Origin of the sequence: Psychrobacillus psychrodurans, from assembly GCF_050209195.1 — a bacterium.
Taxonomy (GTDB): domain Bacteria; phylum Bacillota; class Bacilli; order Bacillales_A; family Planococcaceae; genus Psychrobacillus; species Psychrobacillus psychrodurans.
This window is the reverse complement of record NZ_CP189791.1, coordinates 1,788,302-1,812,154: the sequence shown is the minus strand read 5'-3', so window position 1 is coordinate 1,812,154 and position 23,853 is coordinate 1,788,302. Positions and strand designations below refer to the sequence as shown.

The 23,853-nt window shown below is 34.0% G+C and carries 29 protein-coding genes; 8 read left to right on the top strand and 21 right to left on the bottom strand.

All coding sequences use genetic code 11. The annotated features are described in order from the left end of the window. Nucleotides 1-364: 364 nt before the first annotated feature. Nucleotides 365-1,738: a PepSY-associated TM helix domain-containing protein gene (locus tag ACQCPR_RS08540; protein WP_427138756.1), complete on the top strand. Its 1,374-nt coding sequence runs from the start codon at nucleotides 365-367 to the stop codon at nucleotides 1,736-1,738. A 364-nt stretch (nucleotides 1,739-2,102) separates the two neighbouring features. Here ACQCPR_RS08540 and ACQCPR_RS08535 read toward each other — a convergent pair whose 3' ends face one another. The 7 genes from ACQCPR_RS08535 to ACQCPR_RS08505 all read right to left on the bottom strand — a co-directional run bounded on the left by ACQCPR_RS08535 (nucleotide 2,103) and on the right by ACQCPR_RS08505 (nucleotide 8,037). After that, nucleotides 2,103-2,225 (bottom strand): YjcZ family sporulation protein, encoded by a 123-nt coding sequence (locus tag ACQCPR_RS08535; protein ID WP_090561481.1) that lies wholly within the window; start codon nucleotides 2,223-2,225, stop codon nucleotides 2,103-2,105. A gap of 239 nt (nucleotides 2,226-2,464) precedes the next feature. Then, a complete protein-coding gene (locus ACQCPR_RS08530; protein ID WP_427138926.1) occupies nucleotides 2,465-2,557 on the bottom strand; it encodes an excalibur calcium-binding domain-containing protein in 93 nt (30 codons plus the stop codon). A gap of 612 nt (nucleotides 2,558-3,169) precedes the next feature. After that, nucleotides 3,170-3,661: a GNAT family N-acetyltransferase gene (locus ACQCPR_RS08525; protein WP_427138755.1), complete on the bottom strand. Its 492-nt coding sequence runs from the start codon at nucleotides 3,659-3,661 to the stop codon at nucleotides 3,170-3,172. A gap of 24 nt (nucleotides 3,662-3,685) precedes the next feature. Continuing rightward, nucleotides 3,686-4,111, bottom strand: a complete 426-nt coding sequence (locus tag ACQCPR_RS08520) for a hypothetical protein (protein WP_241600340.1) — start codon at nucleotides 4,109-4,111, stop codon at nucleotides 3,686-3,688. 274 nt (nucleotides 4,112-4,385) lie between these two features. Next, on the bottom strand, nucleotides 4,386-5,501 hold the full coding sequence (locus tag ACQCPR_RS08515; protein WP_090561488.1) for a conserved virulence factor C family protein: 1,116 nt from the start codon (nucleotides 5,499-5,501) through the stop codon (nucleotides 4,386-4,388). 26 nt (nucleotides 5,502-5,527) lie between these two features. Continuing rightward, nucleotides 5,528-7,408: an ABC-F family ATP-binding cassette domain-containing protein gene (locus tag ACQCPR_RS08510; RefSeq protein ID WP_427138754.1), complete on the bottom strand. Its 1,881-nt coding sequence runs from the start codon at nucleotides 7,406-7,408 to the stop codon at nucleotides 5,528-5,530. After that, nucleotides 7,405-8,037: an HD domain-containing protein gene (locus ACQCPR_RS08505; RefSeq protein ID WP_090561492.1), complete on the bottom strand. Its 633-nt coding sequence runs from the start codon at nucleotides 8,035-8,037 to the stop codon at nucleotides 7,405-7,407. The genes ACQCPR_RS08510 and ACQCPR_RS08505 overlap by 4 nt, the downstream gene beginning before the upstream one ends. 275 nt (nucleotides 8,038-8,312) lie before the next feature. Between ACQCPR_RS08505 and ACQCPR_RS08500 the strand changes: the two genes are divergently transcribed. From ACQCPR_RS08500 to ACQCPR_RS08485, 4 genes are all read left to right on the top strand, one after another. After that, nucleotides 8,313-8,819, top strand: coding sequence for a spore coat protein (locus ACQCPR_RS08500; protein WP_090561494.1), 507 nt, complete (start codon nucleotides 8,313-8,315; stop codon nucleotides 8,817-8,819). A gap of 35 nt (nucleotides 8,820-8,854) precedes the next feature. Then, entirely contained in the window at nucleotides 8,855-9,283 is a 429-nt protein-coding gene (locus tag ACQCPR_RS08495) for a spore coat protein (protein ID WP_090561496.1), read from the top strand. 185 nt (nucleotides 9,284-9,468) lie between these two features. Continuing rightward, entirely contained in the window at nucleotides 9,469-9,681 is a 213-nt protein-coding gene (locus tag ACQCPR_RS08490; protein WP_427138753.1) for a spore coat protein, read from the top strand. 924 nt (nucleotides 9,682-10,605) lie between these two features. Then, nucleotides 10,606-10,809 (top strand): cold-shock protein, encoded by a 204-nt coding sequence (locus ACQCPR_RS08485; RefSeq protein ID WP_090561500.1) that lies wholly within the window; start codon nucleotides 10,606-10,608, stop codon nucleotides 10,807-10,809. A 22-nt stretch (nucleotides 10,810-10,831) separates the two neighbouring features. Here the strand turns inward: ACQCPR_RS08485 and ACQCPR_RS08480 are convergent, their stop codons facing one another. Beyond that, nucleotides 10,832-11,035, bottom strand: coding sequence for a zinc-finger domain-containing protein (locus ACQCPR_RS08480; protein WP_241600335.1), 204 nt, complete (start codon nucleotides 11,033-11,035; stop codon nucleotides 10,832-10,834). Nucleotides 11,036-11,149: 114 nt separating this feature from the next. Here ACQCPR_RS08480 and ACQCPR_RS08475 point away from each other — a divergent pair, with 114 nt between their 5' ends. After that, entirely contained in the window at nucleotides 11,150-11,548 is a 399-nt protein-coding gene (locus ACQCPR_RS08475; RefSeq protein WP_090561506.1) for a reverse transcriptase-like protein, read from the top strand. Between the two features lie 51 nt (nucleotides 11,549-11,599). Here the strand turns inward: ACQCPR_RS08475 and ACQCPR_RS08470 are convergent, their stop codons facing one another. The 7 genes from ACQCPR_RS08470 to ACQCPR_RS08440 form a co-directional block, all read right to left on the bottom strand. After that, entirely contained in the window at nucleotides 11,600-12,076 is a 477-nt protein-coding gene (locus ACQCPR_RS08470) for a hypothetical protein (RefSeq protein WP_090561508.1), read from the bottom strand. A 12-nt stretch (nucleotides 12,077-12,088) separates the two neighbouring features. Next, nucleotides 12,089-12,730 carry an MOSC domain-containing protein gene (locus ACQCPR_RS08465; RefSeq protein ID WP_241600349.1) on the bottom strand — a complete coding sequence of 214 codons (642 nt, stop codon included), beginning with the start codon at nucleotides 12,728-12,730 and terminating at the stop codon, nucleotides 12,089-12,091. 137 nt (nucleotides 12,731-12,867) lie between these two features. Further along, nucleotides 12,868-13,068 carry a cold-shock protein gene (locus tag ACQCPR_RS08460; protein WP_053589685.1) on the bottom strand — a complete coding sequence of 67 codons (201 nt, stop codon included), beginning with the start codon at nucleotides 13,066-13,068 and terminating at the stop codon, nucleotides 12,868-12,870. A gap of 154 nt (nucleotides 13,069-13,222) precedes the next feature. Continuing rightward, entirely contained in the window at nucleotides 13,223-14,053 is an 831-nt protein-coding gene (gene coaW / locus ACQCPR_RS08455) for a type II pantothenate kinase (protein ID WP_427138752.1), read from the bottom strand. 26 nt (nucleotides 14,054-14,079) lie between these two features. Beyond that, nucleotides 14,080-14,388 (bottom strand): DUF4870 domain-containing protein, encoded by a 309-nt coding sequence (locus ACQCPR_RS08450; RefSeq protein WP_090561512.1) that lies wholly within the window; start codon nucleotides 14,386-14,388, stop codon nucleotides 14,080-14,082. 52 nt (nucleotides 14,389-14,440) lie between these two features. Further along, a complete protein-coding gene (locus tag ACQCPR_RS08445; protein ID WP_427138751.1) occupies nucleotides 14,441-15,958 on the bottom strand; it encodes an amidohydrolase in 1,518 nt (505 codons plus the stop codon). After that, complete coding sequence (locus ACQCPR_RS08440; RefSeq protein WP_427138750.1) at nucleotides 15,958-16,524, bottom strand: DUF1836 domain-containing protein; 567 nt, start codon at nucleotides 16,522-16,524, stop codon at nucleotides 15,958-15,960. The genes ACQCPR_RS08445 and ACQCPR_RS08440 overlap by 1 nt, the downstream gene beginning before the upstream one ends. A gap of 133 nt (nucleotides 16,525-16,657) precedes the next feature. Here ACQCPR_RS08440 and trhA point away from each other — a divergent pair, with 133 nt between their 5' ends. Next, nucleotides 16,658-17,305 (top strand): PAQR family membrane homeostasis protein TrhA, encoded by a 648-nt coding sequence (trhA, locus tag ACQCPR_RS08435; protein ID WP_427138749.1) that lies wholly within the window; start codon nucleotides 16,658-16,660, stop codon nucleotides 17,303-17,305. A gap of 538 nt (nucleotides 17,306-17,843) precedes the next feature. On the opposite strand, the gene ACQCPR_RS08430 is transcribed toward trhA, so the two are convergent. Then, nucleotides 17,844-18,284, bottom strand: a complete 441-nt coding sequence (locus ACQCPR_RS08430) for an OsmC family protein (RefSeq protein WP_427138748.1) — start codon at nucleotides 18,282-18,284, stop codon at nucleotides 17,844-17,846. 88 nt (nucleotides 18,285-18,372) lie between these two features. On the opposite strand from ACQCPR_RS08430, the gene ACQCPR_RS08425 reads away from it, so the two are divergent. Then, nucleotides 18,373-18,750 carry a hypothetical protein gene (locus ACQCPR_RS08425; RefSeq protein ID WP_090561523.1) on the top strand — a complete coding sequence of 126 codons (378 nt, stop codon included), beginning with the start codon at nucleotides 18,373-18,375 and terminating at the stop codon, nucleotides 18,748-18,750. A gap of 58 nt (nucleotides 18,751-18,808) precedes the next feature. On the opposite strand, the gene ACQCPR_RS08420 is transcribed toward ACQCPR_RS08425, so the two are convergent. From ACQCPR_RS08420 to ACQCPR_RS08400, 5 genes are all read right to left on the bottom strand, one after another. Beyond that, nucleotides 18,809-20,347 (bottom strand): sensor domain-containing diguanylate cyclase, encoded by a 1,539-nt coding sequence (locus ACQCPR_RS08420; protein WP_427138747.1) that lies wholly within the window; start codon nucleotides 20,345-20,347, stop codon nucleotides 18,809-18,811. A gap of 109 nt (nucleotides 20,348-20,456) precedes the next feature. Beyond that, nucleotides 20,457-21,164, bottom strand: a complete 708-nt coding sequence (locus tag ACQCPR_RS08415) for an ABC transporter ATP-binding protein (protein ID WP_427138925.1) — start codon at nucleotides 21,162-21,164, stop codon at nucleotides 20,457-20,459. Then, nucleotides 21,157-21,945 (bottom strand): ABC transporter ATP-binding protein, encoded by a 789-nt coding sequence (locus ACQCPR_RS08410; protein ID WP_090561527.1) that lies wholly within the window; start codon nucleotides 21,943-21,945, stop codon nucleotides 21,157-21,159. The genes ACQCPR_RS08415 and ACQCPR_RS08410 overlap by 8 nt, the downstream gene beginning before the upstream one ends. Continuing rightward, nucleotides 21,935-22,885, bottom strand: a complete 951-nt coding sequence (locus ACQCPR_RS08405) for a branched-chain amino acid ABC transporter permease (protein WP_090561529.1) — start codon at nucleotides 22,883-22,885, stop codon at nucleotides 21,935-21,937. Before ACQCPR_RS08405 ends, ACQCPR_RS08410 begins: the two co-directional genes overlap by 11 nt. A gap of 13 nt (nucleotides 22,886-22,898) precedes the next feature. Next, on the bottom strand, nucleotides 22,899-23,774 hold the full coding sequence (locus ACQCPR_RS08400) for a branched-chain amino acid ABC transporter permease (protein ID WP_090561531.1): 876 nt from the start codon (nucleotides 23,772-23,774) through the stop codon (nucleotides 22,899-22,901). Between the last annotated feature and the right edge of the window lie 79 nt (nucleotides 23,775-23,853).

Below are 23,853 nucleotides of genomic sequence, written 5' to 3'. Positions count from 1 at the left end.
CGTTCGAACGACTTTTGCTTATATTACCATGATAAATAACTATACTTTATATGATCCAATAGATTACGCTCCAAACCATTCATTAAAATTATACAAAAATCTATAATCCAGTTTTTTGTTTATGGATGAGAATCCAATTGTTCTTACAACAAGTCAATTTTGTATTGAATTGATATAAATACTAATTAATATTAATTATAATTAATTTCGTTCAAATTTCACAATTTTTTTATAAAATGTAATTTGTATTAGGAAATCAAATTTAATAACAATTAAAAAAGTGATTATTATTAGACAATGATCCTAATTGCAATTTTGAAGTATATATAGGTTGTGAGAATCATTAAATTATGGGGGAAAAAATTTGAATAATAACAAGAGATTTTATAATATTTTTTGGCGTTGGCACTTTTATGCGGGGCTATTTATTGCTCCACTATTAATATCACTAACATTAAGTGGGATTGGGTATTTATTTTATACTAATGTTGAAAATCAAATGTATGACGATTTATTTTTTGGTGAGTCAACTATTAATGAAAGTATATCAATTGATGAAGCGATAAAAAACGCTGAAAACCAATATCATGGTTTCAATGTTACAAAAGTTATAGTTTTAAAAGAAGATTACAATACAAGATTTACAATGACCGATGCAACTGGCGAACAGAAGTATGTATTTATAGATAATAATAACCAAATAATAGGTAGTCAAAATGCAGCAAATACCTTCTCAAACGTAATGAGAAGTTTGCATAGTTCTTTGTTTGTAGGTGGAACAGTTGTAAACTATTTGGTTGAATTAGCTGCATGTTGGGCTATATTTTTACTGATTTCGGGAGTTTATATGTCATTGAAAGGGAAAGTCTTTAAAAGACATAAAGGTACTCTAAATAAAAGACAGAGACATAAAAAACTTCATGCTATAACTGGCACTATAATAGCTATACCCATGGTCATTTTGATATTTACAGGTTTACCTTGGTCCGCTCTAATGGGTAATTTCATACATTCTGTAGCCCAATCTCAACCCTCTATCGGTATTCCAGAATTACAACTAGTTCCGCCAACATCTGATATCAACGAAATTCCATGGGCTATTCGTAAAAATCAGACACCTAAATCTGAGGATCCTCATGCTCACCATAAAATGATTACGATTACTATAGATAATGATAATATGGTTAGTATGCAAAAACTGATGAAAGAGGTTGAAGAAACCCAAATCTCCGAACCGTATTCTATCATCTTTCCAATGAGTGAAGAGGGTGTATATACAGTATCGAAAGGAAGCAACACTGGAGTTGCTGGCTTAGATGTTAGCCCATATGAGGAAGTGACTGCTTATTTTGATCAATATAGTGGCAATTTTATCTCAAAAGTTGGTTACGAGGAATATGGTATTTTAGGGAAATGGTTTACATGGGGTATTCCATTACATGAGGGGCATTTATTTGGGTGGCCAAATAAAATAATAAATCTACTCGTTTGTTTAGCCTTTCTAGCAGTAATTTTTTGGGGATTCAAAACATGGCTAGATAGAAAAGTAAAACATCAAATATCAGCTCCTCCAAAAACCCCGGTTGGAAAAAGTTTTGCCGGATTCATAGTTCTATTAATAACTTTGGGAATAATTATGCCACTTTTTGGTCTTTCTCTCGTGGTAATAGCTTTAATAGAATTAACTATATATGTATTAAAAAAAGACAAAAGCAGAAACATTAACGAACTTCCATAAGAATTAATAGAACTATAAAAGATTTATATAATGCGGGCTTACGACATCAAGTGTAAGCCGCTTTTTAATTGTTTTTTACTGCATCAATTGTTAAGTGAATAATCTTATGTGTTTTTTTAAAACATCATATTAGTGGAACAATATATTTCTAAAGAGTTTACTTGAAAAGGAAATAAAAAAGCCCCACTCAAATTAATTACTTAATGAGAAGGTCGCTTTTTATGAAGAGAAAATAAATCTGGATTTTCTACTAAACATATGCCCTTTACCCTAAAAGAACTTGGTACAGTAGACAAATTATATCCCATGAACAAAAGGGATGTCGGCAAAATTAAAACACCCTTTTAATTTACAACAGATTTGTTTAGTAATTCATAAAACTTGCTCCTACGATAATAAGTAAGATAAATAATACTACAATTAATACAAAAGTAGATCCGCTATTACCATAGTCGTTATTACATTCGCCTCCACCATATCCAAACATCTTTTTCCCCCTCCTTTCCAATTACTACTTTTTATAGATTATGCAGTGTTTAAAAATGGTTAAGGTAATTTATCTCGTATGAAGAAATTTATTTTTATCTTTCTTTGGTATTCCGTTCAACAAAGAATTTTTCACAAAAAAAAACCACTCAAATGAGCAGGGAATAGTGCTAGTTATATTACTTTTTCCTTGAACTTTTTTATCCCTATAGTTACCGGATTCCCCCACAGAACGTTCACTTATTTTCCTATAGGCTCACATGCCCAACCATCTTTGTCCACATCATGTTTAGATGCATATGCAGGATGTCCTTTTTTTACTCCATTTGGGATAATACTCTTTCAATGCAGTACAATTCTTATAACCGATAGGTGCTCCTGAAATAACCGCTAATCCATCTTCGACATTTGAATGTATAGGCTTTTGTGTAGGTTCTGGATTTTCACTAATCTCTTTTAATAAAGCTAATTTCGATTTGGAAATAGTGAAGTCTATAGTATTAGAAGCAAAATAAAAAGCCCCACTTCTTCAACAGTGGGGCTCCAATCTAATTAAATTAAGATTGTCTGAGAATCACGAAGGGAGAACTTCAGCTTCTCATAGACTTAAATTACCCGAAACACTCAAGAAATAACCTGGTAATTATATCTAAATAACTTTTACTATTTCCATACACCGTTTTTTTTAAATCTCTTACCATGGCAGCTTGAATTAAAATTGCGCGAATATTTCTCCACTATACATCTTAAAATATTTCACCATATTGGCACGTTGAACTAATACATCTTTCTCTTTTAGCTGATAGAGCTCCAAAGGATTTGCATATACCTTGTACGTGTTCCTTAACTACTTCCTTTTGATAATATTTGTCTAACATTAGTCTTGACGCACTCGGACTATCCATGAAACCATTTTCGGAAGGTATAGAAGGATCCATATTAATATTAATTAATTATAAATGCCTGAATTAAGCACTGTTCATCATCCATTACATTCTGTATTTCTTCAAATTGAATATTCATTTCACTATAAATTCTTTTCCAAAACGAAACAGCAGGACTATTCTCCATTAATTCAATTACAAAATATTTCCCTTTCTTAACTTGGAATAATTCTCTTATGGCCTGTCTGCTTAATCCCATACCTTTGTATTTATTTAATATAAATAGGTCATTTACGCCGAAGTCATAATCTTTTTTTAAGAACGGTCGTTCCAATAGTAGTATAAAACCGATGATGTTTTTATCTAAAATGATGAAATATGGAGAAAGCCCTTCTGTTTCCCAAAATTCATCTATTTCCTCATATTCAAAACAACCGTCATCTCCAATATCAATTAGGGAAGTATATTTTGAAAGGTCATGAAGATACAAAGAATAGAGGTTTCTTAAGATAATTTTTTCAGTTTCTAACACTTCCTTCAGAATAATATTCATTTGAAGTTTCTCCTTTTCAAGCTATCATTTATACAATTCCTTATATGCTAATACTTTTAAAGCGAGCATTTCTTCCTCAGTTAAGTTACTTTCTAACTTATTAAAAATCTCCTGTTTTTCTTCTTCAGTCATTCCATTTTGAGCTTTTGATTGAATTTCTTGGATTTCACCTAGGCCAAACTTTGTAACCAATGCTCTTGTAGCTTCTTCTTTTGTTTGAAAAGGTAGTTTGCTACTATCCACATCCTTACCCTCAGCTATAAATTCCTGAAGCTCAGGATCATTTTCAATTTCCTCTTTTATCGTTTCTAGCTGTCCGCTATCCTGTAACTCTATTGAAACTTTTTCCATCACTTGATCGGCAACTAGCTTTGGTCCAAAATAATAAGCGGCTACCACAAGAATACCTATAAAAATGATAATCCCAAACAGTACTTTGATAAACTTCACCGTTATTCCTCCCAGATTTTGATTAGTCATATCATACTACAATCTCAAAAATAAAAAACCTATTCATATCTAATGCGTTTGACATGAACATCCTCAAAGGCTTAAGCATTGCGTGCGACAATAGCACGTCTGTATAGAATATCTTTTGTTGGCCTTTGTATAATTTCTTCTTAATAGTGCAAAAAACGCAAGAATAATGTTCATATATATATCGAACAGCATTCTTGCGTTTACAATAGAGATTATTTTCTCTTCATGGTACTATTATTTAGTTCTATTTTCTTGCTTCACTCATTTGTTTCCAAACGGATCCTTTAGCTTCTTCTCCGCCCTCAATACGAGAAATAGCCATTAACACCTGAAGCTTTACCTCATATTCTTTATCATTCATTGCTTCTTTAAGGGCTATAAGTGCATCTGTTTCGCCAACTTCGTAAAAATACATTGCTGCTCTCCAGCGAACTAATTTGTTTTTATCAAACAAAGCAATCTTCATCGCATCTGCAAATTGTATAAATCCTAAGTCACTCATTGCATCACCAGCTGTTCTTCTAACTGCTGAGCTCTTGTCTTTTAGAGCCATTTCTAAAAAAGGAACAACTGCTTCGTCCTCTATTAATCCCAGATAAACTGTTGCTAATCGTCTAATAGATACTTGCTCATCTTGCAGTGCTCTTTCCAAAATTGGTAGGTCGTCTATTTCTGGATTGATCAAATTATTTAGTAATTGAAAACGTTCCTCCCATTCACTAACCTGAAATTGCTCTAATGTAAATGGTACTCTTATAGCTTTTTTATCTTCTTCATTTACATCCTTATCTGCAATCAATTGCGCAAGTTTGCTTTCTGGAAAAGTTGCTTCTAGCTCTTTTACTAACTGTTCCCCTATTTCGTTCTGATCTCCATAACGAACGCCATAATCCACCCATTTGCGCAATAAGATATAATTTTCTTTATCGCCTTCCATCGCCTCATCTAGTGCCTTAATAAAACGTTCGGATAGTCCATATCTCGATTCTGATTCACTATCGAATACCTTCACCTGAAGAGGTATTCCTTTATACTGTTGAACGTGAACGTATACTTCCCCATAATGTTCTAATGGTTTGTCTGTGTCATTTAGTTCAGCATTTTCAGCGCCAAACACATTTTCAACACTGGCTAGAATTGTTTCCCAAGTGAACTTCGCAATACGCTCAATTGCAAGGAAGTCTGCCACATGGTAAACACCCTTAACGCCATCTATACCAAAGATTGCTTGAATTTCCTTTGGAGCATCGGTTATATTGTCTTTTTTATAGTTATAACTTTTGCCAAAAGGAAGCTCCTGATCAATTACAACTTTCATCGTATTTGGACTCGGTGTTGGCTCAATAGTTACTATTTTCATATTCTAAATACCTCCAGTAATTAAAGTTAAGAAGAAGCTATCTCTTCCAAATAGGACCATCTCTCAATAAGTTCCTCATATTTGGCGTTAGCTTCTGCTAACTCATTAGTTATATCCTGCAATAATGTAAAATCAGAACCAGCCGTTTGCATTTTACCTTCTAATTGCTCAATTAACTGTTCAGTTCGTTCTATTTCTTGACCTATAGTTTCCCATTCTCTTTGCTCTTTGTAGGAGAACTTTTTCTTTTCTTTTGTTACTTTTTCAGGCATTTCAACTTTAATTTGTTCTACTAATTCCTTTGGAGTTTCCTTTGGTGCTTCAAGCATATCTGAATAAACTCCAAGCCATTCAGTTACTGTACCATCACCATTTAATAGCCAGAGCTTTTTAGCAATGCGATCTAGGAAGAAACGATCATGGGAGATTGTAATAATTACACCAGGAAAAGATTCCATGAAATCTTCCAATACAGATAATGTTTGGATATCTAAATCATTGGTAGGCTCATCTAAAAAAAGAACATTCGGCTGCTCCATCAGCATTTTTAATAGCACCAGCCGTTTCTTTTCCCCACCAGAAAGTTTCCCAATTTGAGTCCCATGTGTGTTTAACGGAAACAAGAAACGTTCCAACATTTGAGCAGCAGAGAATTTTTCTCCAGAACCAGTTTCTATTAAATCAGAGGATTCACGTACATATTCAATCATTCTTGTTTGTGGATTCAGTTCTGGTAACTGTTGAGTAAAGTGCATTAACTTAACGGTGGAACCTTTTACTATCTCACCCGAATCCATCGGAACTTCGCCTGCAAGCATTTTAAGAAGCGTACTTTTTCCTACACCATTTGGTCCTACGATGCCAATGCGATCTCCCGCTTGTAGCAAGAACGAAAAATCCTCCACAATGTTTTTAGTGTCAAATCTTTTAGAGATATTTTTTCCTTCTAACACTTGCTTTCCAAGTCTAGTAGTAACCATTTCCAACTCTAAGTTTAAGGCTGAATTGTCACGATCTATACTTGCGTCTATCTCTTCGAATCGATCTTTTCTTGCTTTCTGTTTTGTAGATCTTGCCTTTGCACCTCTGCGAATCCACTTTAATTCATTACGATATAAATTTTGTAGTTTTTGCTGAGATGCGGCATTCATTTCTTCGCGTAATGCTTTTGACTCTAAATAGTCTGCGTAATTTCCTGTATGCGTATATAAAGTTTTATCAGCTAGCTCGTAAATATGTGTTGCAACTGTATCTAAAAAGTACCGATCATGAGTTACAAAAATAATAGAACCTTCCACTCTTTGTAACATATCCTGTAACCAATCCGTTGACTCTTTATCCAAATGGTTAGTAGGCTCATCTAACAATAAAAGATCCGCTGGTTCGATTAACACTTTTGCAAGTGCTACTCTTTTTTGTTGACCCCCAGATAGATGCAATATAGATTCTTCAAACTGTGTTATACCTAATTTAGTTAAAGCAGTCTTAGCTAATGAATTGACATCCCATGCCTGCAAATCGTCCATTTTCTGCTGTAGATCCATCAATTTATTTTGAAGTTCCGTTGAATCTGAGTTATCCATTAAGGCTAATAAGGCATCCTCGTATTCTCTATTAATCTTTAGTATAGGGGAATCGCCACCAAATACTGTTTGTATAACGGTTTCTTCCTTTTCAAAAGTCGGTTGCTGTTCCAAATAGGCAATGCGATATTTGTTCGGGTGATCTCGTTCAATTGAATCTGCTTCAAGTTCGCCTGCGATAATAGATAGAAAAGTAGATTTTCCTGTTCCGTTTATACCTATCAAGCCTGCTCTATTTTGATTATTAATTGTAAAGGATATATTTTCGAATAAAGTTTTTTCACCAACTGTTTTTGTTAAATTAGAAATAATTAAATGACTCATAGTTGTTCACCTGTTTCTTTACGTAAATTTTCTAGAAATAGTTCCATGAAGGCATGTCGCTCGACTGCAAGTTCTTTACCTTTTTTAGTTTGCATACCATCAGATAGTTTTAATAATTTTTCATAGAAATGTGTAACCGAAGCCGTTTTTTTCGTACGATATTCTTCTATTGACATATTTTCTCTCGGAGTTTCAGATGCATCATAAAGTAGTCGCCCTTTAGCTCCACCATATGCAAATGTCCTAGCAATACCTACAGCACCAATTGCGTCTAACCTATCAGCATCTCGAACTATTTTCGCTTCTATCGTCACAGCTTCTAACTCATGACCTCCATTGAATGAAATAGCTTTAATAACATCTTTAACTTGAGCTTCCTTTTGTTCCGTTAAGTTCAATTGTTTAATGATTCTTTCTTCTTCTCGCTTTTCTTCTGTAGAATATTTTGGATCACTAACATCATGTAGTAAAACAGCAAGCTCAATAATCTCTTTATTTGCAGAAGGTTCTGTATCTGCAATATCAAAAGCGTTTTTACGTACTCTCTCTATATGTTGAAAGTCATGACTAGCATCAAAATGCATGTACACTTCTTTGACTAAATTCTCACATTGCTCAATATGATTCATCTCTTATTTCTCCTTAAGTTTGATTCATCCTTTCTATTATATACAATAAATCTCTTTGACTGTAATATTTGCATTTATTTTTAATGGACTTGAATCTTTCAATAGGTTTTCCCTAGCTTCTTGTATAAAGCAAAAACCCTTCATCCACTCTTTTGAAATAGTTTTATTAGTCTAGTCAAATAAACTATACCCTTCTTTAAAAAGCTCATATGTTATATAAAACCGGTTGTAAAATTATTGCAACCTGTTAATCAATTGAGGAAGGAGATTAGAAAATGAGTCATTGGAAATGCACACATTGTAAGTATGTTTGTGAAGAACCTGCTAAAAAATGCAAACGATGCAATAATCATCATTGGGAGCAGGGGGAAGAAGATAACAACTGGGCTTCCTCTGGAAATAATGAGGATGCAACAGTTTTTCAAGGTGGTGGACAGTTTTCATCTGTCGATCAGGAGTCTGACGAATTAATCTGGATTAAAGATTCTTGTAACGTAACTGTTCGGTCAACCGATACACAAGCTGCTGTTTCACTTCAAGTTGGCCTACAACTAGCTATTGCATTAGTAATTAGCATCGCAATTGGTGATACCGTTCAAGGTCAAGCAGTATCGCAAGAATTGTTCCAAAATTTTAATGATGAGCAAACGAACAAACAAAAAATTTATGTTGATAATTCAAAAGACGTCAACATTGTAACAACTGATACGGACTTATCAGTTAACATCGAAGCTATGTTACAAGTATTGGTAGCATTAGTTGCGAGATTGGATATTCTTTAATCTAAAATAATAAGTAAAAGAGGTGAATAGACATTATGGAGAAAAAAAAATGGAGAGCATTAGATCATTGCGATACTTCCTGTAATAACGACAACGATGTCCTCCAAGACGGGAAACAAGTAGTATCTACAAAACAACAATCATTTGAACGGATTATCGTAAAAGATTCTGAATGCATTGAAGTGCGATCAACAGATACACAAGCAGCGATATCGCTACAGTTAGGAATACAAGCAGCAATTGCAGCAGTTATTAGTGTTACTATCGGGGATTCTGACCAAGGAAGAGCAGTAACTCAAGATCTCAGCCAATTTATTAAAACAAAGCAAAGAAATGTCCAAACTACAATAATTGAGGGCTCTAAAAATATTACTGTAACCACTACTGATACAGACTTAGCAGTAAATATCCAGGCACTACTTCAAATTCTTGTCGCTATCGTTGCAAGATTAGATATTCTATAGTTTTTTACTCAAAAAAACCATTTGAACAAAAATTATTTGGAATTTCTTTGTGTATAAGAGATGAACACTTATCAGAGTAAATAACCAAAATTTTTTATAGAAACATCCACTCATTTAAACTGCTCAATTTTCCAATAATTGCATATATTAATATTAAACCGGTTTTAATTGAAGGAGTGAACAATATGAGTAATTTACCAGAAAAACCAAACGTTATCTCAAACAAGGTAATTGATCTTCTAGTGGATGATACACTAAGAAGAAATGGTATTAATCCAGAGAACATTAAAGAAAAGTTAACTGATCGACAAAAACATCAACTAAAGGAATTAGTTGATGAACTGACACAGCAGGTTAACACATTTACTAATCAACCAACAACTGATAAGAAAAATTAAAAATAAATTACATGTTACAGCCAAATATATAAGTCTAGAAAAAAGATAAATGATATGCTCCCTATTTGCTAAACAGGTGAACAAATAAAATCTGTTTAACAAATGGGGAATTTTTCTATTTCACAAGTTATTCAGCTAAAAAGAACTTATTGGCATTCAATATGCTAAAGAAGGTCTTTATTCATTATTAGAAATCTAAAGATGTTTGATGATTCCACTTTTTATATTTAACATACAAAGTATGAATCTCGCGGTATTGAAATACTCACTCGTCAAAAAATAAGGATTAACCAAAAGGCCGTTGAAGATTATATATATCTCTTAGTAGTTTGTTGGAATTCAAAAAGTGGTTAAAAAATCTATACTAGTTATAGTAATTAAAAAGATTCGTGTAAAGGGACGAGCCAAACCTATGCCTAAAGGAAGAACAAACTACTCTAAAAGAATTAGAAAAAATATTTTAACGTGTGAATTTAAGACTAAAAAAGGTTGTCGTTACATTAATAACCGACAGTTTGAAGGCAATCGTCACGAACATCCCATTCTATAATATAGTATAGTAAATTTAAAAATTTACACGCTTGCTGAAGAAGAATTCCGGTGTTCCCACTTTTAAATAACAACTAAATTAATTTCAATTTTAATCTAAGCGGAATATTTTGTATTTACATTACTAGGTCAAATGATTATTAATAATTTCAGTGTATAGATTTATAAAAATATTGCTGCGTAGTAAGAATTTTATATTGTAGTTATTCTCCTGACTTTCTTATCTACTGATCTTCTTAAATAATTTATATTCACATTTGAACAATTTCCATATACAAAGCTAAAATTCGACATATTATTGACGATGACTGACAATTCAAGTATAGTTTATGTATCCATTTATAGAATATTTAGTGGATTAAGGGAGGAACGTTTATGCAACAGGGGAAAGTAAAATGGTTTAATAATGAAAAAGGGTATGGTTTCATCGAATACAACGATGGAGAAGATGTATTTGTCCATTTTACGGGAATTCAAGGTGATGGATTTCGAGCATTAGATGAAGGACAACAAGTAACGTTCGAAATTGTTGAAGGAAACCGTGGACCTCAAGCTGCAAACGTGATAAAAAACGAATAGAAACGCTTCTTCCCGCGGCAAACTAGTCGTGGGACTTTTTAATTTTTGAGCCCTTTAGTTTATTACCAATTTGTTTAATACTCTCACCAACAGTGCATTGTTCTAGACAAAATCTATATGCAGTTGTTTTGCCACTCTCTTTCCTTAATTGCTTTCGAATAAAGCATCCGTCACAATAAGTATCCGATAAATAATCAATTTCATTTATTAACTGTGTATTTTTCATACTTTACTACTCCTCACTATTTCATAATTGTACTATTATGTTTCTTTTGTTTGCAACTATCCCTCTAATCATTCAAACTAACTATATCCATTATTTTAAAAAAAGGTGATTATCATGTTAGAAGTATACATTGACGGTTCGACCACTGGTAATCCAGGACCAAGTGGGATAGGTGTGTTTATAAAAGGAGAAGGACACCATGTCAAAGTAAGTGAGTTTATCGGTGAATACTCCAATCACACCACCGAATTTATTGCATTACAAAGGGGTTTAGAAGAAGCAAAAAAACTATCACCCTCTCTCGTTTCAGCACGTACTGATTCACAAATCGTTTGCGCAGCAGTAGAAAAAAGATATGCGAAGAATCCAGAATTTGCGGCTATTTTAGAGAAAATTCTAACCATCGTAGATTCATTTGACCTATTTTTCATTAAATGGATTCCAGACGATCAAAATAAAGCTGCCCATGCTCTTGCACGAGAGGCCGTATTAAAACAACTGCCTAAAAAATAAAGGCAGTTGTTTTTAGCTATATTCTACTAATTCGTTTTGTTCTTCTTTAAATCATTGTACTTCCTTGTTCTGAGATTGTTCAAAATCTAATTCAATTGCCAACTTGGCTTTATTCAAAAAGTTCACAATAACCTCGTCACTGCCAAACAATTGAAAAATCGACAGCAGTGGATTTTTCGGTTTATTTATAGAAGTATAGATGAATTTTGTTATTTTGTCACTTTGACTTACTAATTCGTATTCTGTCGTCATTTTAAAGCGATTATTAAGAAGGAAACTTTCTTGTATTGCTTTGTAGTTAGAATCATTGGTATATTTTTTTATCGTAATTTCATACTGCTCGATCAAAGATCCATTTTGATAGCTTTGATTTATAATTGTACCTATAATTGTTTCTGTTTGTTTAATTACTTCTTCATCTACTACTTTCGGAAATATCCTTTTCTTTTTTGAAATGTCTCCATAGAAGTAAAGCCATGCAAATTCAATAGGTACATTAAGCAGAATTTCTTTTTTCCATTTTTTCATTGGTTTTTCATCCTATCCTATCTTCGATAACATCTTTTCAAGTTTGACTCTCCATTCATCTGCTAGCTCATCTACTTTGAGAATATTTTCAATTCCTTCTTTTGAATCTTTTTGATAAAAATAAATTGAATGAGCGTAAGAAACAGTGACTTTTTCTGGGTGTTCAAAAATTCGCTCGATACGATCAGTGTTAGTAATTTTTCCTTCTTTAATAACACGACATAGATAACCAGTATGTCCAGTTTCTATCATACGTTTCATCAAAGGTTTTATACCAGTTCTTTGGTTGATAGTATTGCACGGTATTCTGCCTTGTGTTACTTCTATAATTGCCTCGCCAATGGAAAATCGATCTCCTATATGTATGTTTTCTTCTAGCATATTTTCTACTAGTAAATTTTCTCCAATTGCACTTACTGGAAAATCCATTCGAAATTCTTTTGACCAACTTCTGTAATGTTCCACGCTATACACGCAAACGGCTCTATCAAGACCACCGTGATGCTTTAAATCTGCAACTCCGTCGTTATCAAAGCCATCATTTGTCAAATATGCTTCAGTCACCTGAGTTTTGAAAATTCCTGATCGTAGTTCTTCTCCTAACTCATTCTTCACAGTTTTAGGTTTCCCTACTGATATTGCAATTAGTTTCATTTTCTCCAATTTTCAAACACCTCCAAAATATTACTATAATCATAGCATAGTTAGTTGAAACAAACGGCTGCTTTATATGCAAAAAAAAAACAGACTCTCTGATGAGAGCCTGTTAAAGTTAAGTTTTAGGTTTAAAATTAAGCTTTAACTACGTTAGTAGCTTGAAGGCCACGTTGACCTTGCTCGATTTCAAAAGTTACTTCTTGACCTTCGTCAAGTGATTTGAAACCTTCGCTTTGAATAGCTGAGAAATGTACGAATACGTCGTCTCCGCCTTCACGTTCGATAAATCCGAATCCTTTTTCTGAGTTAAACCATTTTACTTTACCTTGTTCCATGTGTATTTCCTCCTCGTATGCAGCAGCTGCACACATTGTGTTACTATCCTTGCTCAACACTGTTAAGTAAAAGTGTTGCCACCTACTAACTAACCGAACAAAAATAATCCTCTTTAAATATAACACGCATTTTCTGATAATGCAACAATTATACCTAATATTTTTTAGTGTTTTCTAATAATGCTCCTATTGCTCCGCTATAGCCATGCTTAGCTAAAAAGGTTGGTTTTTTAAGCTTTAATACTGTATAGGATTCAATGATTTGCTGGAGTAATTCATTGTCCTCCAATGTTGTACCTATGTAGATTATATCTTCCACTTGATGAGCATCTGCAACTTGAATACAAAGTGAAGCAACTACTTCCCCAATTATCCCTTGGACACCAGCTAACAAGTCGGAAGAGCTTCTATTGTTGCTATTATTTAATGAAATACCGCCAAAATTACTCGCTGTTAAAGTACCTTTTATTGGAAGCTTATTATTCTTATATATATCGCTTACTAAGACATCAATCTCAGACCTGCTTCCTTCTCGAGATTGTTTTATGATTTCCTCAAAATCGGATATACCTGTTAAAGCCATTCCCAAGCCAAGAAGGGTTCCCCCGCCGATTCCAGTACCACCTAATCGTTTATGTATACTATTTTGCATAATATGTATAGAGGTGCCAGTACCTATATTCGCTATAATTGCTGCTTTAGGTTCGATTGACCTTTGCTTCATTTGATACATGACACCATTCATAGTTGCATCAAATTCAACTATGTATGGTATGTCCTCTTTAGAGCTTAAATGAACTTTTAATTGCTCTGCACGACCACCAGTGACGCAGATAGAAGCATTTGGATGATTAGATTCAATCCACTCCTTAACCTTTTGGAAATCTGAAGAAAGAAATCGATCAAAGACCATTTCATTATTTTCATTCCAATAAGCTATTTTTGTTAATGTTCCACCTGCATCAATACCGATTCTAGTAGTCATTCTAATTCCCCTTTATGTTAAGACACTTACTTTATCCATGATCCTACAATAGGATAGTTAAATGTGTCTCCCGTAATCGCTTTAACAATTCCAATAATCGGAACTACAAATGCCATTATACCAAAAATAATGAGCATCGGAATACCAATTAGAATTAAAATTAAAAATGCAGATATAGTCAGTAATACCGCCATAATTAATTGAAACAGTACAGCTTGAATGGAAAGCTTTTTAATTTCTTCATCATTTACTACTAGAAATAAAATAAATGGCACTAGAAAAGGAGCAAACCATGTACTTGCATGCAGCAGGATTTTTAAACCTGTGTTTTCCATTTCCTTATCCCTCCTCTCTTAATATTTATACGTTGAAACTAGATGAATAGTTTCACTTTTCCTTCTGATACACAATTTCCCCTGCTACAACTGTCTTTACTACCGAAGTAGAAAGAATGTTTTCTTTTTCAAGTTTATTATCTAATATAGTAAAATCCGCATCAAAACCAGGTAATATCAATCCTCTCTTACATTCCCTCCCAATTGCTTTCGCACTTCCAGATGTATAAAGCGATACAGCTTCAAAAACGGTTAACTCCTGTTCTGGTAAGTAGGAATTATTAACTGCTGCATCTATCCCAAGCAATGGGTCTGCAAGTTCTATTGGTGAGTCAGACCCTCCTGAACAATCGAATCCTTGCTTCAGTAATGATTTCCATGCGTATGCCCATTGTAGTCTTGAATGTCCGAGTCTTTCTTTTACCCAAGGGAAATCGGATGCGACAAATATTGGTTGCAAATCTAGGACGACGGGGAGCTTTTTCATTCGCTTAACAAGATCAGGACGCAATACATTCACATGAATTAACCGATCCTTTTTCCCATCTGTTACTGGATACTCTTCTATTAAATCTAAAATTCTTTCAACTGCAAGATCACCTATTACATGGACTGCAATATTCTCATTATAGCTACGAGCCAATTTCACTAAGTTCTCTAGCTTTTCCGAACTATGGACCTCCACGCCTTTATTCCCTGGTTCATCAGTGTAGTCTTCCCCTAGTAACGCTGTTCTGCCACCCAAAGAACCATCTATAAATATTTTCATCGCTCCAAATTCGATAAAAGAGGAAGATTCTTCTCCTTGCATTTGTTCAAAAACATCATGATGGCGTAAAAGGTGAACTCTAAAATCATTTTGAACAACCTCTCGATATGCTTGTAATGGAACTTCATAGTGTCCATAATAAGCCATATCCTCAGAATGGACACCAGTTATCCCTTTGGACTTTAAATCCTTCAAACTGGAGCTAATAATGTTCTTCAAATATGATGTAGTTGGTAATGGTATATGCTCTGTTATTAGACTTTGTGCTTCATCGTAGAACAGTCCATTAAGCTCACCATTCTCATCTTTACCTATTACTCCTCCAACCGGGTTAGGGGTTTCTTTTGATATGCCAGCTAATTTCATTGCGGCTGTATTTGCTACTAAAACATGTCGGCATACTCTTTTTAGCACTACCGCTGTTTCGGTTATGAAGTCGATATCAGTACAAGTTAATGGTCTGCCTTCTTCTAATTTATTGTCGTCCCAACCTTCTGTCATATACCATTCTTCGTTAGTTATATGAGAAGCTATCGTTTCTTTTATTTGTTTTATAGAAGAGAAAGTAGATAAATCTAAATAAGATAGTTTCTCACCATGACCAATCAAGTGAATATGGCTATCTACAAAACCCGGATACATGACACATCCATCAAGTGATTCCACGTTATCTGCTAATGGTAGTAGATCTTTTTCCAATCCAGTATGCAAAATCAACCCATCTTCTACTAATATCGCTTCGACGAATTTGTCCTCAGCTTCCATAGTGAAAATTTTTCCATTTGTCCATAGCGTCCTCACTACTTTGTCCCCTTTCTTAGTTCCGTTAATTCATCTACCAGCAATTCTGCCGCTTTTCGATAAGCATTACTCATATTCGAAAGAGAAGCTATAAGTAAAATTAGCTTATCAATTTCTTCAGTTTCCTGATTTTCAACTTCTACTTCATGAGCCTTCATTTCACTAAGGAAATTTTGAGCATTTTTTTGTTGCAGTTTAACCCAGGAATTATAAAAATTTGCTAACGGAAAATCTTCTACATCCATTTTTTCATTTATCGGCTCTAATACAGATTTAATATCTTTAATAGTTAGTGCCCCTTTTAACTGATATATCAAGCTGATCAGCATTATATGGTTTTTGGAATATTTTTTATTTTTAATAGGTATAAACAATTTTCCCTTGGCATAATTATTGATCATCGTTTTAGTCAGTACTTTTTCATCTTCATTACGTAAAGACTCATTATAGGTTGCATCAAATAACTGAATCACTTGGTCCATATACAGATCAATAGCGGGTATATCCTCTTCATGTATTGTGGACTCTAAACTCAACTTTTTTATAATTTCTTCTGATTTACTCACTAATATACCTCCAGTTTGTGCATTACGTTTATCATAACTTATAAAACATATAAGGTAAACCTTGACTAAGTGTTATGATAGTAATATATTTATACGTAGTTATAAAAACTAGATAGAGAGGTTGAGGTACTACATGAATACATATATAAGAGAGCCGTTTAATAGTCTTTCACATTTATTAGGAGCTATATTTGGTCTAGTAGGATTAATCCTAATGTTAATGAAGGGAATAGAAATCGATAGTTCCTCATTAACTTTAACAGCAATCAGCATTTTTGGTATTAGCATGATATTGCTTTATACTGCATCCGCTACTTATCACTGGTTGATAGGTAATGTTCATCATATACAATTCTTAAGACGCTTAGATCATTCAATGATTTATATTTTAATCGCAGGCACCTACGCACCATTTTGCCTTATCACTTTAAATAACTCTGCTGGATATATCTTGTTTACTATTATTCTATTCCTAGCTGTTAGTGGAATTTGTTTTAAAATGATTTGGTTTGCTAGTCCGAGATGGGTTTCGACTGCTATTTATATCGGCATGGGATGGATGATTATCTTCTTGGCACCTACACTAGCTGACTCTCTAGGGTCTGCAGGATTATTTTATCTAATATTGGGTGGAGTTTCCTATACTATTGGAGGAATTATATACGGGATAAAACCAAACCTTCCATTTATTAAGAAGTTAGGATTTCATGAAATATTTCATATTTTTATATTGTTGGGGACATTATTTCACTTCATCTGTGTTTATGGATATGTATTGTAAGAGAACAGGGCAAAAAGTTGCTTGGTCCATTAAGTTTAAAAACTGTTCCTATCGTTATAGAAGTGCTTAGGACAGAAGTTTTACTTAAGGAATACCTGGCTGAATTTTTAGCGAATATTGGTTGTGGCAGATGTTCCAACCAATACTTATCTTTTTCGGTAATCTTATGGTAGTATCCTGAGCATCACTCTCCTACAACATTGAGAAAAAGGTTAGTACATTTTAAGATAACTAGAAAACTGCTAATTCCCTAATTATAGAGAAAGCTCACGAAGAGGTAATTTCGTGAGCTACTCCCTTCACTATTCAACTTATTAACTATTTTTCTTTATTCCACTAGGTAAAGAGAACTCTCAGCATTCCTCTGTAAATGAATTATAGATTTCTCATTCATCCGCGATTAAAAATAATTTGTAACTAAATAAAACTCGGCTAATCATTCCATCTAATCGATATGCTCTTCCAAATTTTATAGTCGGGTATGCTTAATGTGACCTCAGAAAAAGAAAATAGCCATGTTCCCTCTTTCTTATGGCGTTTAAACTCCCACTAGCAGTGTAGGCTGAAGCTCTATTTCTACATTACCTTTGAGAGCTTTACTAATCATACAAGTGTCTTCAGCCTTCAATAGTAATCGAGTTGCCATTTTGAAATCTTTTTCATTTATTATTACTAACGTTGGTCGATGTATTATTTTTTTATATGTAAAAATACCATCCGTCACATCTACTACAGCAGATGATTCAACAACTAGAGATACTTTTTCTATCTTACTTCTCTCTAGCATGGCAGCAAGTGTGATAATATAGCATGTTGTGGCAGCTCCAAGCAGCATTTCGTCTGGATTTGTACCTACCCCTGGTCCATCCATTTCTTCTGGAATCGAAATTTTAGTCTGGAGATTTTGAGCATGTATAGATCCTATATCATTGCGATTACCTGGCCAATTAGCTTTTAAATGAAAATAATGTTCCGTCATAAATATCATTCCTCTCGTTTTTTTCATATTCTAATGGAAATATTGTCATGTTCTTAGTATGATTAGGTAGTGAAAGTAGGCGAATTGATTGTTTAAAAATTATGGTAAAGTTGCAATTTCAATTATATTTATTTCAATGTTTTTACTTATTTTAGGAGTTAAATATGTACTAGGTCAAGATTTAGTTATTATGAACTTGCTTGCATTTGCTGCATTTTCAGTAGTAATTGGCGTTTTAGCAGGTGCCATGTTATTGTATAATTTACAAAAAGCGTTTTATATATTTGCCATCGGTTTAATAATTGGTTTTTTTGAAATGTACCGCTCCTTTATTACAGGACCTGAGGAATTTGGAGACTTAGCTGGTATTCTCTCCTTATTTATCTTCACTGCTTTTGGGTTTGTTATAGGGTTAATCGTTGAAGCCATTTATTACTTACTAAGAAAGAACGAGCAAAAGGATTAGCTGTCTAAATCCTTTCAGCTCGTCTTTTTAGTTCATTATATATACCATCACGCTGTGCTTATTCTAATTTTGCAATCACTGTATTATTACGTCCTTTTGCTTTTGCTTCGTAGAGAGCCAAGTCAATTCTGTTCATAAATTGTGTTTGTGTTTCACCGCATTTATACTCACCAACACCTAAAGAAACAGTAAGTTTTGTTTGAATAGGTGGAACCGAATTTTCTATAGTCATTCTTATATGTTCCCCCAGAATATACGCTGCTTGAATATCCTTTTTTGAAAGTAAAACGAGAAATTCTTCGCCTCCAAGTCTAATACACTCTCCTTGTTCAGAACATAAATCCTTCAAAATAATGGAGATAAACTTAAGAACGTCATCACCAGCAATATGCCCATATTTATCATTAACTTGTTTAAAATGATCAATATCTAGCATGATTATAGAAAAATTAGTCTGTTGATCGAATAATTTACCGAACAATATATCTGCATATCTTCTATTTTTCAATCCCGTCAATGGGTCTGTTACTGATATTTCCTTCATACTTTCAACTGTTTCTCGCTGACGTTTCCTATAGTTTTCAATCGTCATAGTTAGTTGTTTCGCCTCGAAATACCAAGTTGGAACATCGATTACCTCTTCTTGATCATCCACATCTCTTAGCGTGTTAATAGCGAGCTTCCGTAAAGGTGATGCCAACTTAGTTGAGACATAAAACGCAGAAACTAAAAAAATAATAATAAACGGCAATGAAAATATAAATATTGTTAACATTATTCCTGATAATGGTTTTAATGCGCTAGTATATGGAGTCTGTGATACTACTCCCCACTTACTTTTTTCTATGTATGTATAACCTGCCAAAAAGTTAGTTCCAAGTGTATTGTCTAGTTGTAAAGCGCCACTTTTTTCTTCTAATAACTTTTGTACAACGAGGTTACTTTCAACAGATTCGCCTATTCTAGTTTTATTAGGATGATAAATTAGAGTACCATCTCGATCAACCACATAAACATAGGATCCGTCCTGAGAGTAATGTTCGGCAAGAATATCTCTGATAAAGTTATCTTCCTCCAAATACACAGTACCATTTAGCATACCTAAATATTCACCACTATCTCCAAACAAAGGAGTGGTTATTAGTATTAAGAGTCTACCAGTTTGTGCATAATATGGCTTAGAAATAAACGCTTCTTTCCTTGCAAAGGCTTCTTTTACACCGAACGAGGAAATTTTACTCCCTACGATTCCAATATTCGGGGTAGTTGCGATTGCAATTCCTTGGTCATTTATAACGGATAAAGAGTTAAAGTTCTCACCACTAATATTAAGCTGTTGTAATATGTTAGTTACTGTTTTAGGATCATTCAGATGTTTTACCACATCCGACTTTCGGGCTTCCAGGTTGCTTTGCATATATGAAAACACCTCATCCGTCATATGAGCTAATTTCATAGAATAAACTCTATTTTGCTCTAAAGAGTTTTCAACCAAGATTTTTTTCGTCACAAAATAGCTTGAAGAAAAAGTACTAACAATTATCCCAAACATAATAAAACAGATCAATGACAGAGTCCAGAATCTTAAAGTTTTCAATAAAACCCTCCTAAACAAAGGAATTGCAATGTAATTCCGACAAATATTTGTTACTAATCATATAACATTAACACAAAAAAACTACGACTAATATAGTCGTAGTTTACTATTAATGTCCACCAAGGTAGGCAAGTTTAACTTCTTCACTATTTTGTAATTCCGCAGCTGAACCAGATAGTACAACTCTTCCCGTTTCAATTACATACCCCCTACTTGCTATAGATAGCGCCATATTGGCATTTTGTTCAACCAATAAAACAGTTGTACCTTCACGGTTAATATCCTCAATTACTTGGAATATTGTTTTAACCATCAATGGAGCAAGTCCCATAGAAGGTTCATCTAATAACACCAGTTTAGGCTTTGCTATAATAGCTCTTCCCATAGCTAACATCTGTTGCTCCCCACCTGAAAGAGTTCCAGAATGCTGTTTTTTACGCTCTAATAATCTCGGAAAGATTTCATATACTTTTTGCATATCTTGATGAATTCCTTGTTTATCTTTTCTAAGAAAAGCTCCTAACTCCAAGTTTTCTTCAACAGTTAAATTCGCAAAAACACGTCTTCCTTCCGGCACATGAGATATCCCTGCCTTTACTATCGTTTGTGCCTGTTTACCGGAGATTGACTTATCCAAAAACTCTATTTTACCTTTTTTGGGTTTCAACAGCCCAGAGAGAGTTTTAAGTAATGTACTTTTCCCTGCTCCATTAGCACCAATCAACGAAACAATTTCTCCTTCATTAACAGTAACAGAAACATCACGAAGCGCTTGAATATTCCCGTAAAACACATCTATATTTTCTACTTTAAGCATTGTCATCGTGAACTTCCTCCCCTAAATAAGCCTCAATAACCTTAGGATGGTTACGGATCTCTTCTGGTGATCCTTCCGCAAGAAGTTGACCATGATCGAGTACATATATTCTTTCACAAACTCCCATTACTAAGTTCATATCATGTTCTATCAACAATATAGTCAAATCGAATTTTTCACGAACAAAAGCAATTAAATTCATTAAATCTTTTGTTTCCTGTGGATTCATACCAGCAGCAGGCTCATCAAGTAAAAGTAATTTTGGTCCTGCAGCTAGAGCTCTTGCAATTTCCAATCTTCTTTGCTGACCATATGGTAGATTTTTCGCTAGTTCATCTTTGTACTTTTCAAGCTTGAAAATCTTTAGAAATTCTAATGATTTTTCTTCCATCTCTTTTTCACCTTTGAAATGAGATGGTAAACGAAGTATAGAGCTTAACATTGTATGTTTAGCAAGAGAATGGTAAGCAACTTTAACATTCTCTAATACAGATAATTCATTAAAGAGTCTAATATTTTGGAAAGTACGACTTATACCTTTTCTCGTTACTTTAAAAGGCTGCAAACCATTTATTCTCTCACCATTAAATAATATATCCCCTTCTGTAGGAACATAGACACCTGTCAATAAGTTAAAGCTTGTAGTTTTACCGGCACCATTAGGACCAATTAAACCAACTAGTTCTCCCTGATTCAATTTTAAGTTTAAGTTCTGTACAGCCTTTAAACCACCAAACTGAATGCCAGCATTTTTAACTTCAAGTAAAGGTTTATTTTCCATGCTGATCGCCTCCTTTTGGCGTTCTCCAGAGCTTGAAATAATCTGTAATTTCCATCGTACCCATTAATCCCTTCGGACGATATAACATTACTAGAATTAATACAAGACTATAAATTATCATTCGAGTTTCCGGATATCCTTGAAGATAAGTAGAAACTACAGTTAATAAAATTGCAGAAAGTACGGCACCAGAAAGACTTCCTAAACCGCCTAGAACAACAAATATTAATATATCAAATGATTTTAAAAATCCGAATTGACTCGGTTGAATGATATAAAAGTTATGAGAATACAAAGCACCGGCAACCCCAGCGAAAAAGGAACCAATCGCAAATGCAGCGACTTTATAATAAGTAGTATTAATCCCCATCGCATCTGATGCAATTTCATTTTCCCTAACAGAAATAGCAGCAATCCCATGTCTTGAATTAGTAAAGTTCACTATTACTATAATGGTAATGACAAGGCATACAAACGCATATGTCCAAGTCGTTAGATGAGAAACTTGCATTCCTGCAGCCCCACCAACATAGTCAATATTTAGAAAAACAATACGTATAATTTCAGCAAAACCAAGCGTAGCAATTGCCAAGTAATCCCCTTTTAATCTTAAACTCGGAATACCGACAATCAGCCCCGCCAACGCAGCAACAATTCCACCGACAATAATCCCAACGATAAAGGGAAGATCTAATTTCATAGTCACTATTGCCGACATATATGCTCCTACAGCTAAGAAACCAGCATGACCAATAGAAAATTGTCCCGTAATACCAATTACTAGATGTAGGCTGACTGCTAAAATTATGTTGATAGCTATAAATATAAGTGTATTAGAATAAAATTGATTCATCATTCCATTTGCTATAAAAATTTGAACCACTGTGTAAACTAATACTGCAGCTATAATAAATAGCCAAAACTGTTTTGACTTTTTCATAATTATGTATCACCTACACTTTCTCTCGTGTATTTTTTCCAAAGATTCCCGATGGTCTAAAGATAAGAATTAATATTAAAATGACGAATGCTGCAGCATCTCTCCATAAAGAGAATCCTAAAGCACTAACGATCGTTTCAACAACTCCAAGTACCAATCCACCAACCATTGCCCCAGGAATTATACCAATTCCTCCAAGAACTGCAGCAACAAACGCTTTTACTCCTGGGATAACACCCATCAGTGGGTCAATCTTTGTATAATATATACCGAATATAACACCAGCTGCTCCAGCTAAAGCTGAACCAATCGCGAAAGTTGCAGATATTGTATTATCAACGTTTATTCCCATCAACTTAGCAGCTTCTGTATCATGAGAAACGGCTCTCATTGCTTTTCCTGTTTTGGTTTTGTGCACAATGAACTGTAATAGGATCATTAATACAACAGAAACAGAAAGAATAAGAATAGATTGAATGCTAATTTGTGCCCCTAAAAATGCAAACGAACGATTGGAGAAAACATCTGGATATGCTTCTGGTTGTGCCCCTCTAATATAAATTACTCCATATTCGATTAATAACGATACACCGATTGCGGTAATAAGTGCAGCTATTCTTGTTGCATTTCTTAAACGTTTATATGCAATTCGTTCAATTATTACACCGAATAAGGCACAAGCTGCCATCGATAGAATAAGCGCTGGAAAAAACCCTAATCCGAAAACGGTAATAGAATAAAATCCAATGAACGAACCTACCATGAACACATCCCCGTGCGCAAAGTTGATCAGTTTAATAATCCCATAAACCATCGTGTAACCGAGGGCGATTAAGGCATATATACTCCCGAGTGAAATACCGTTTATCAATTGTTGTATCCATTCCATAAATTTTCACTCCTATTACTTAAGATTTCAAATATTTTAGAATTAGAAAAGGAGGGATATCAATCCCCCCTATAAATCA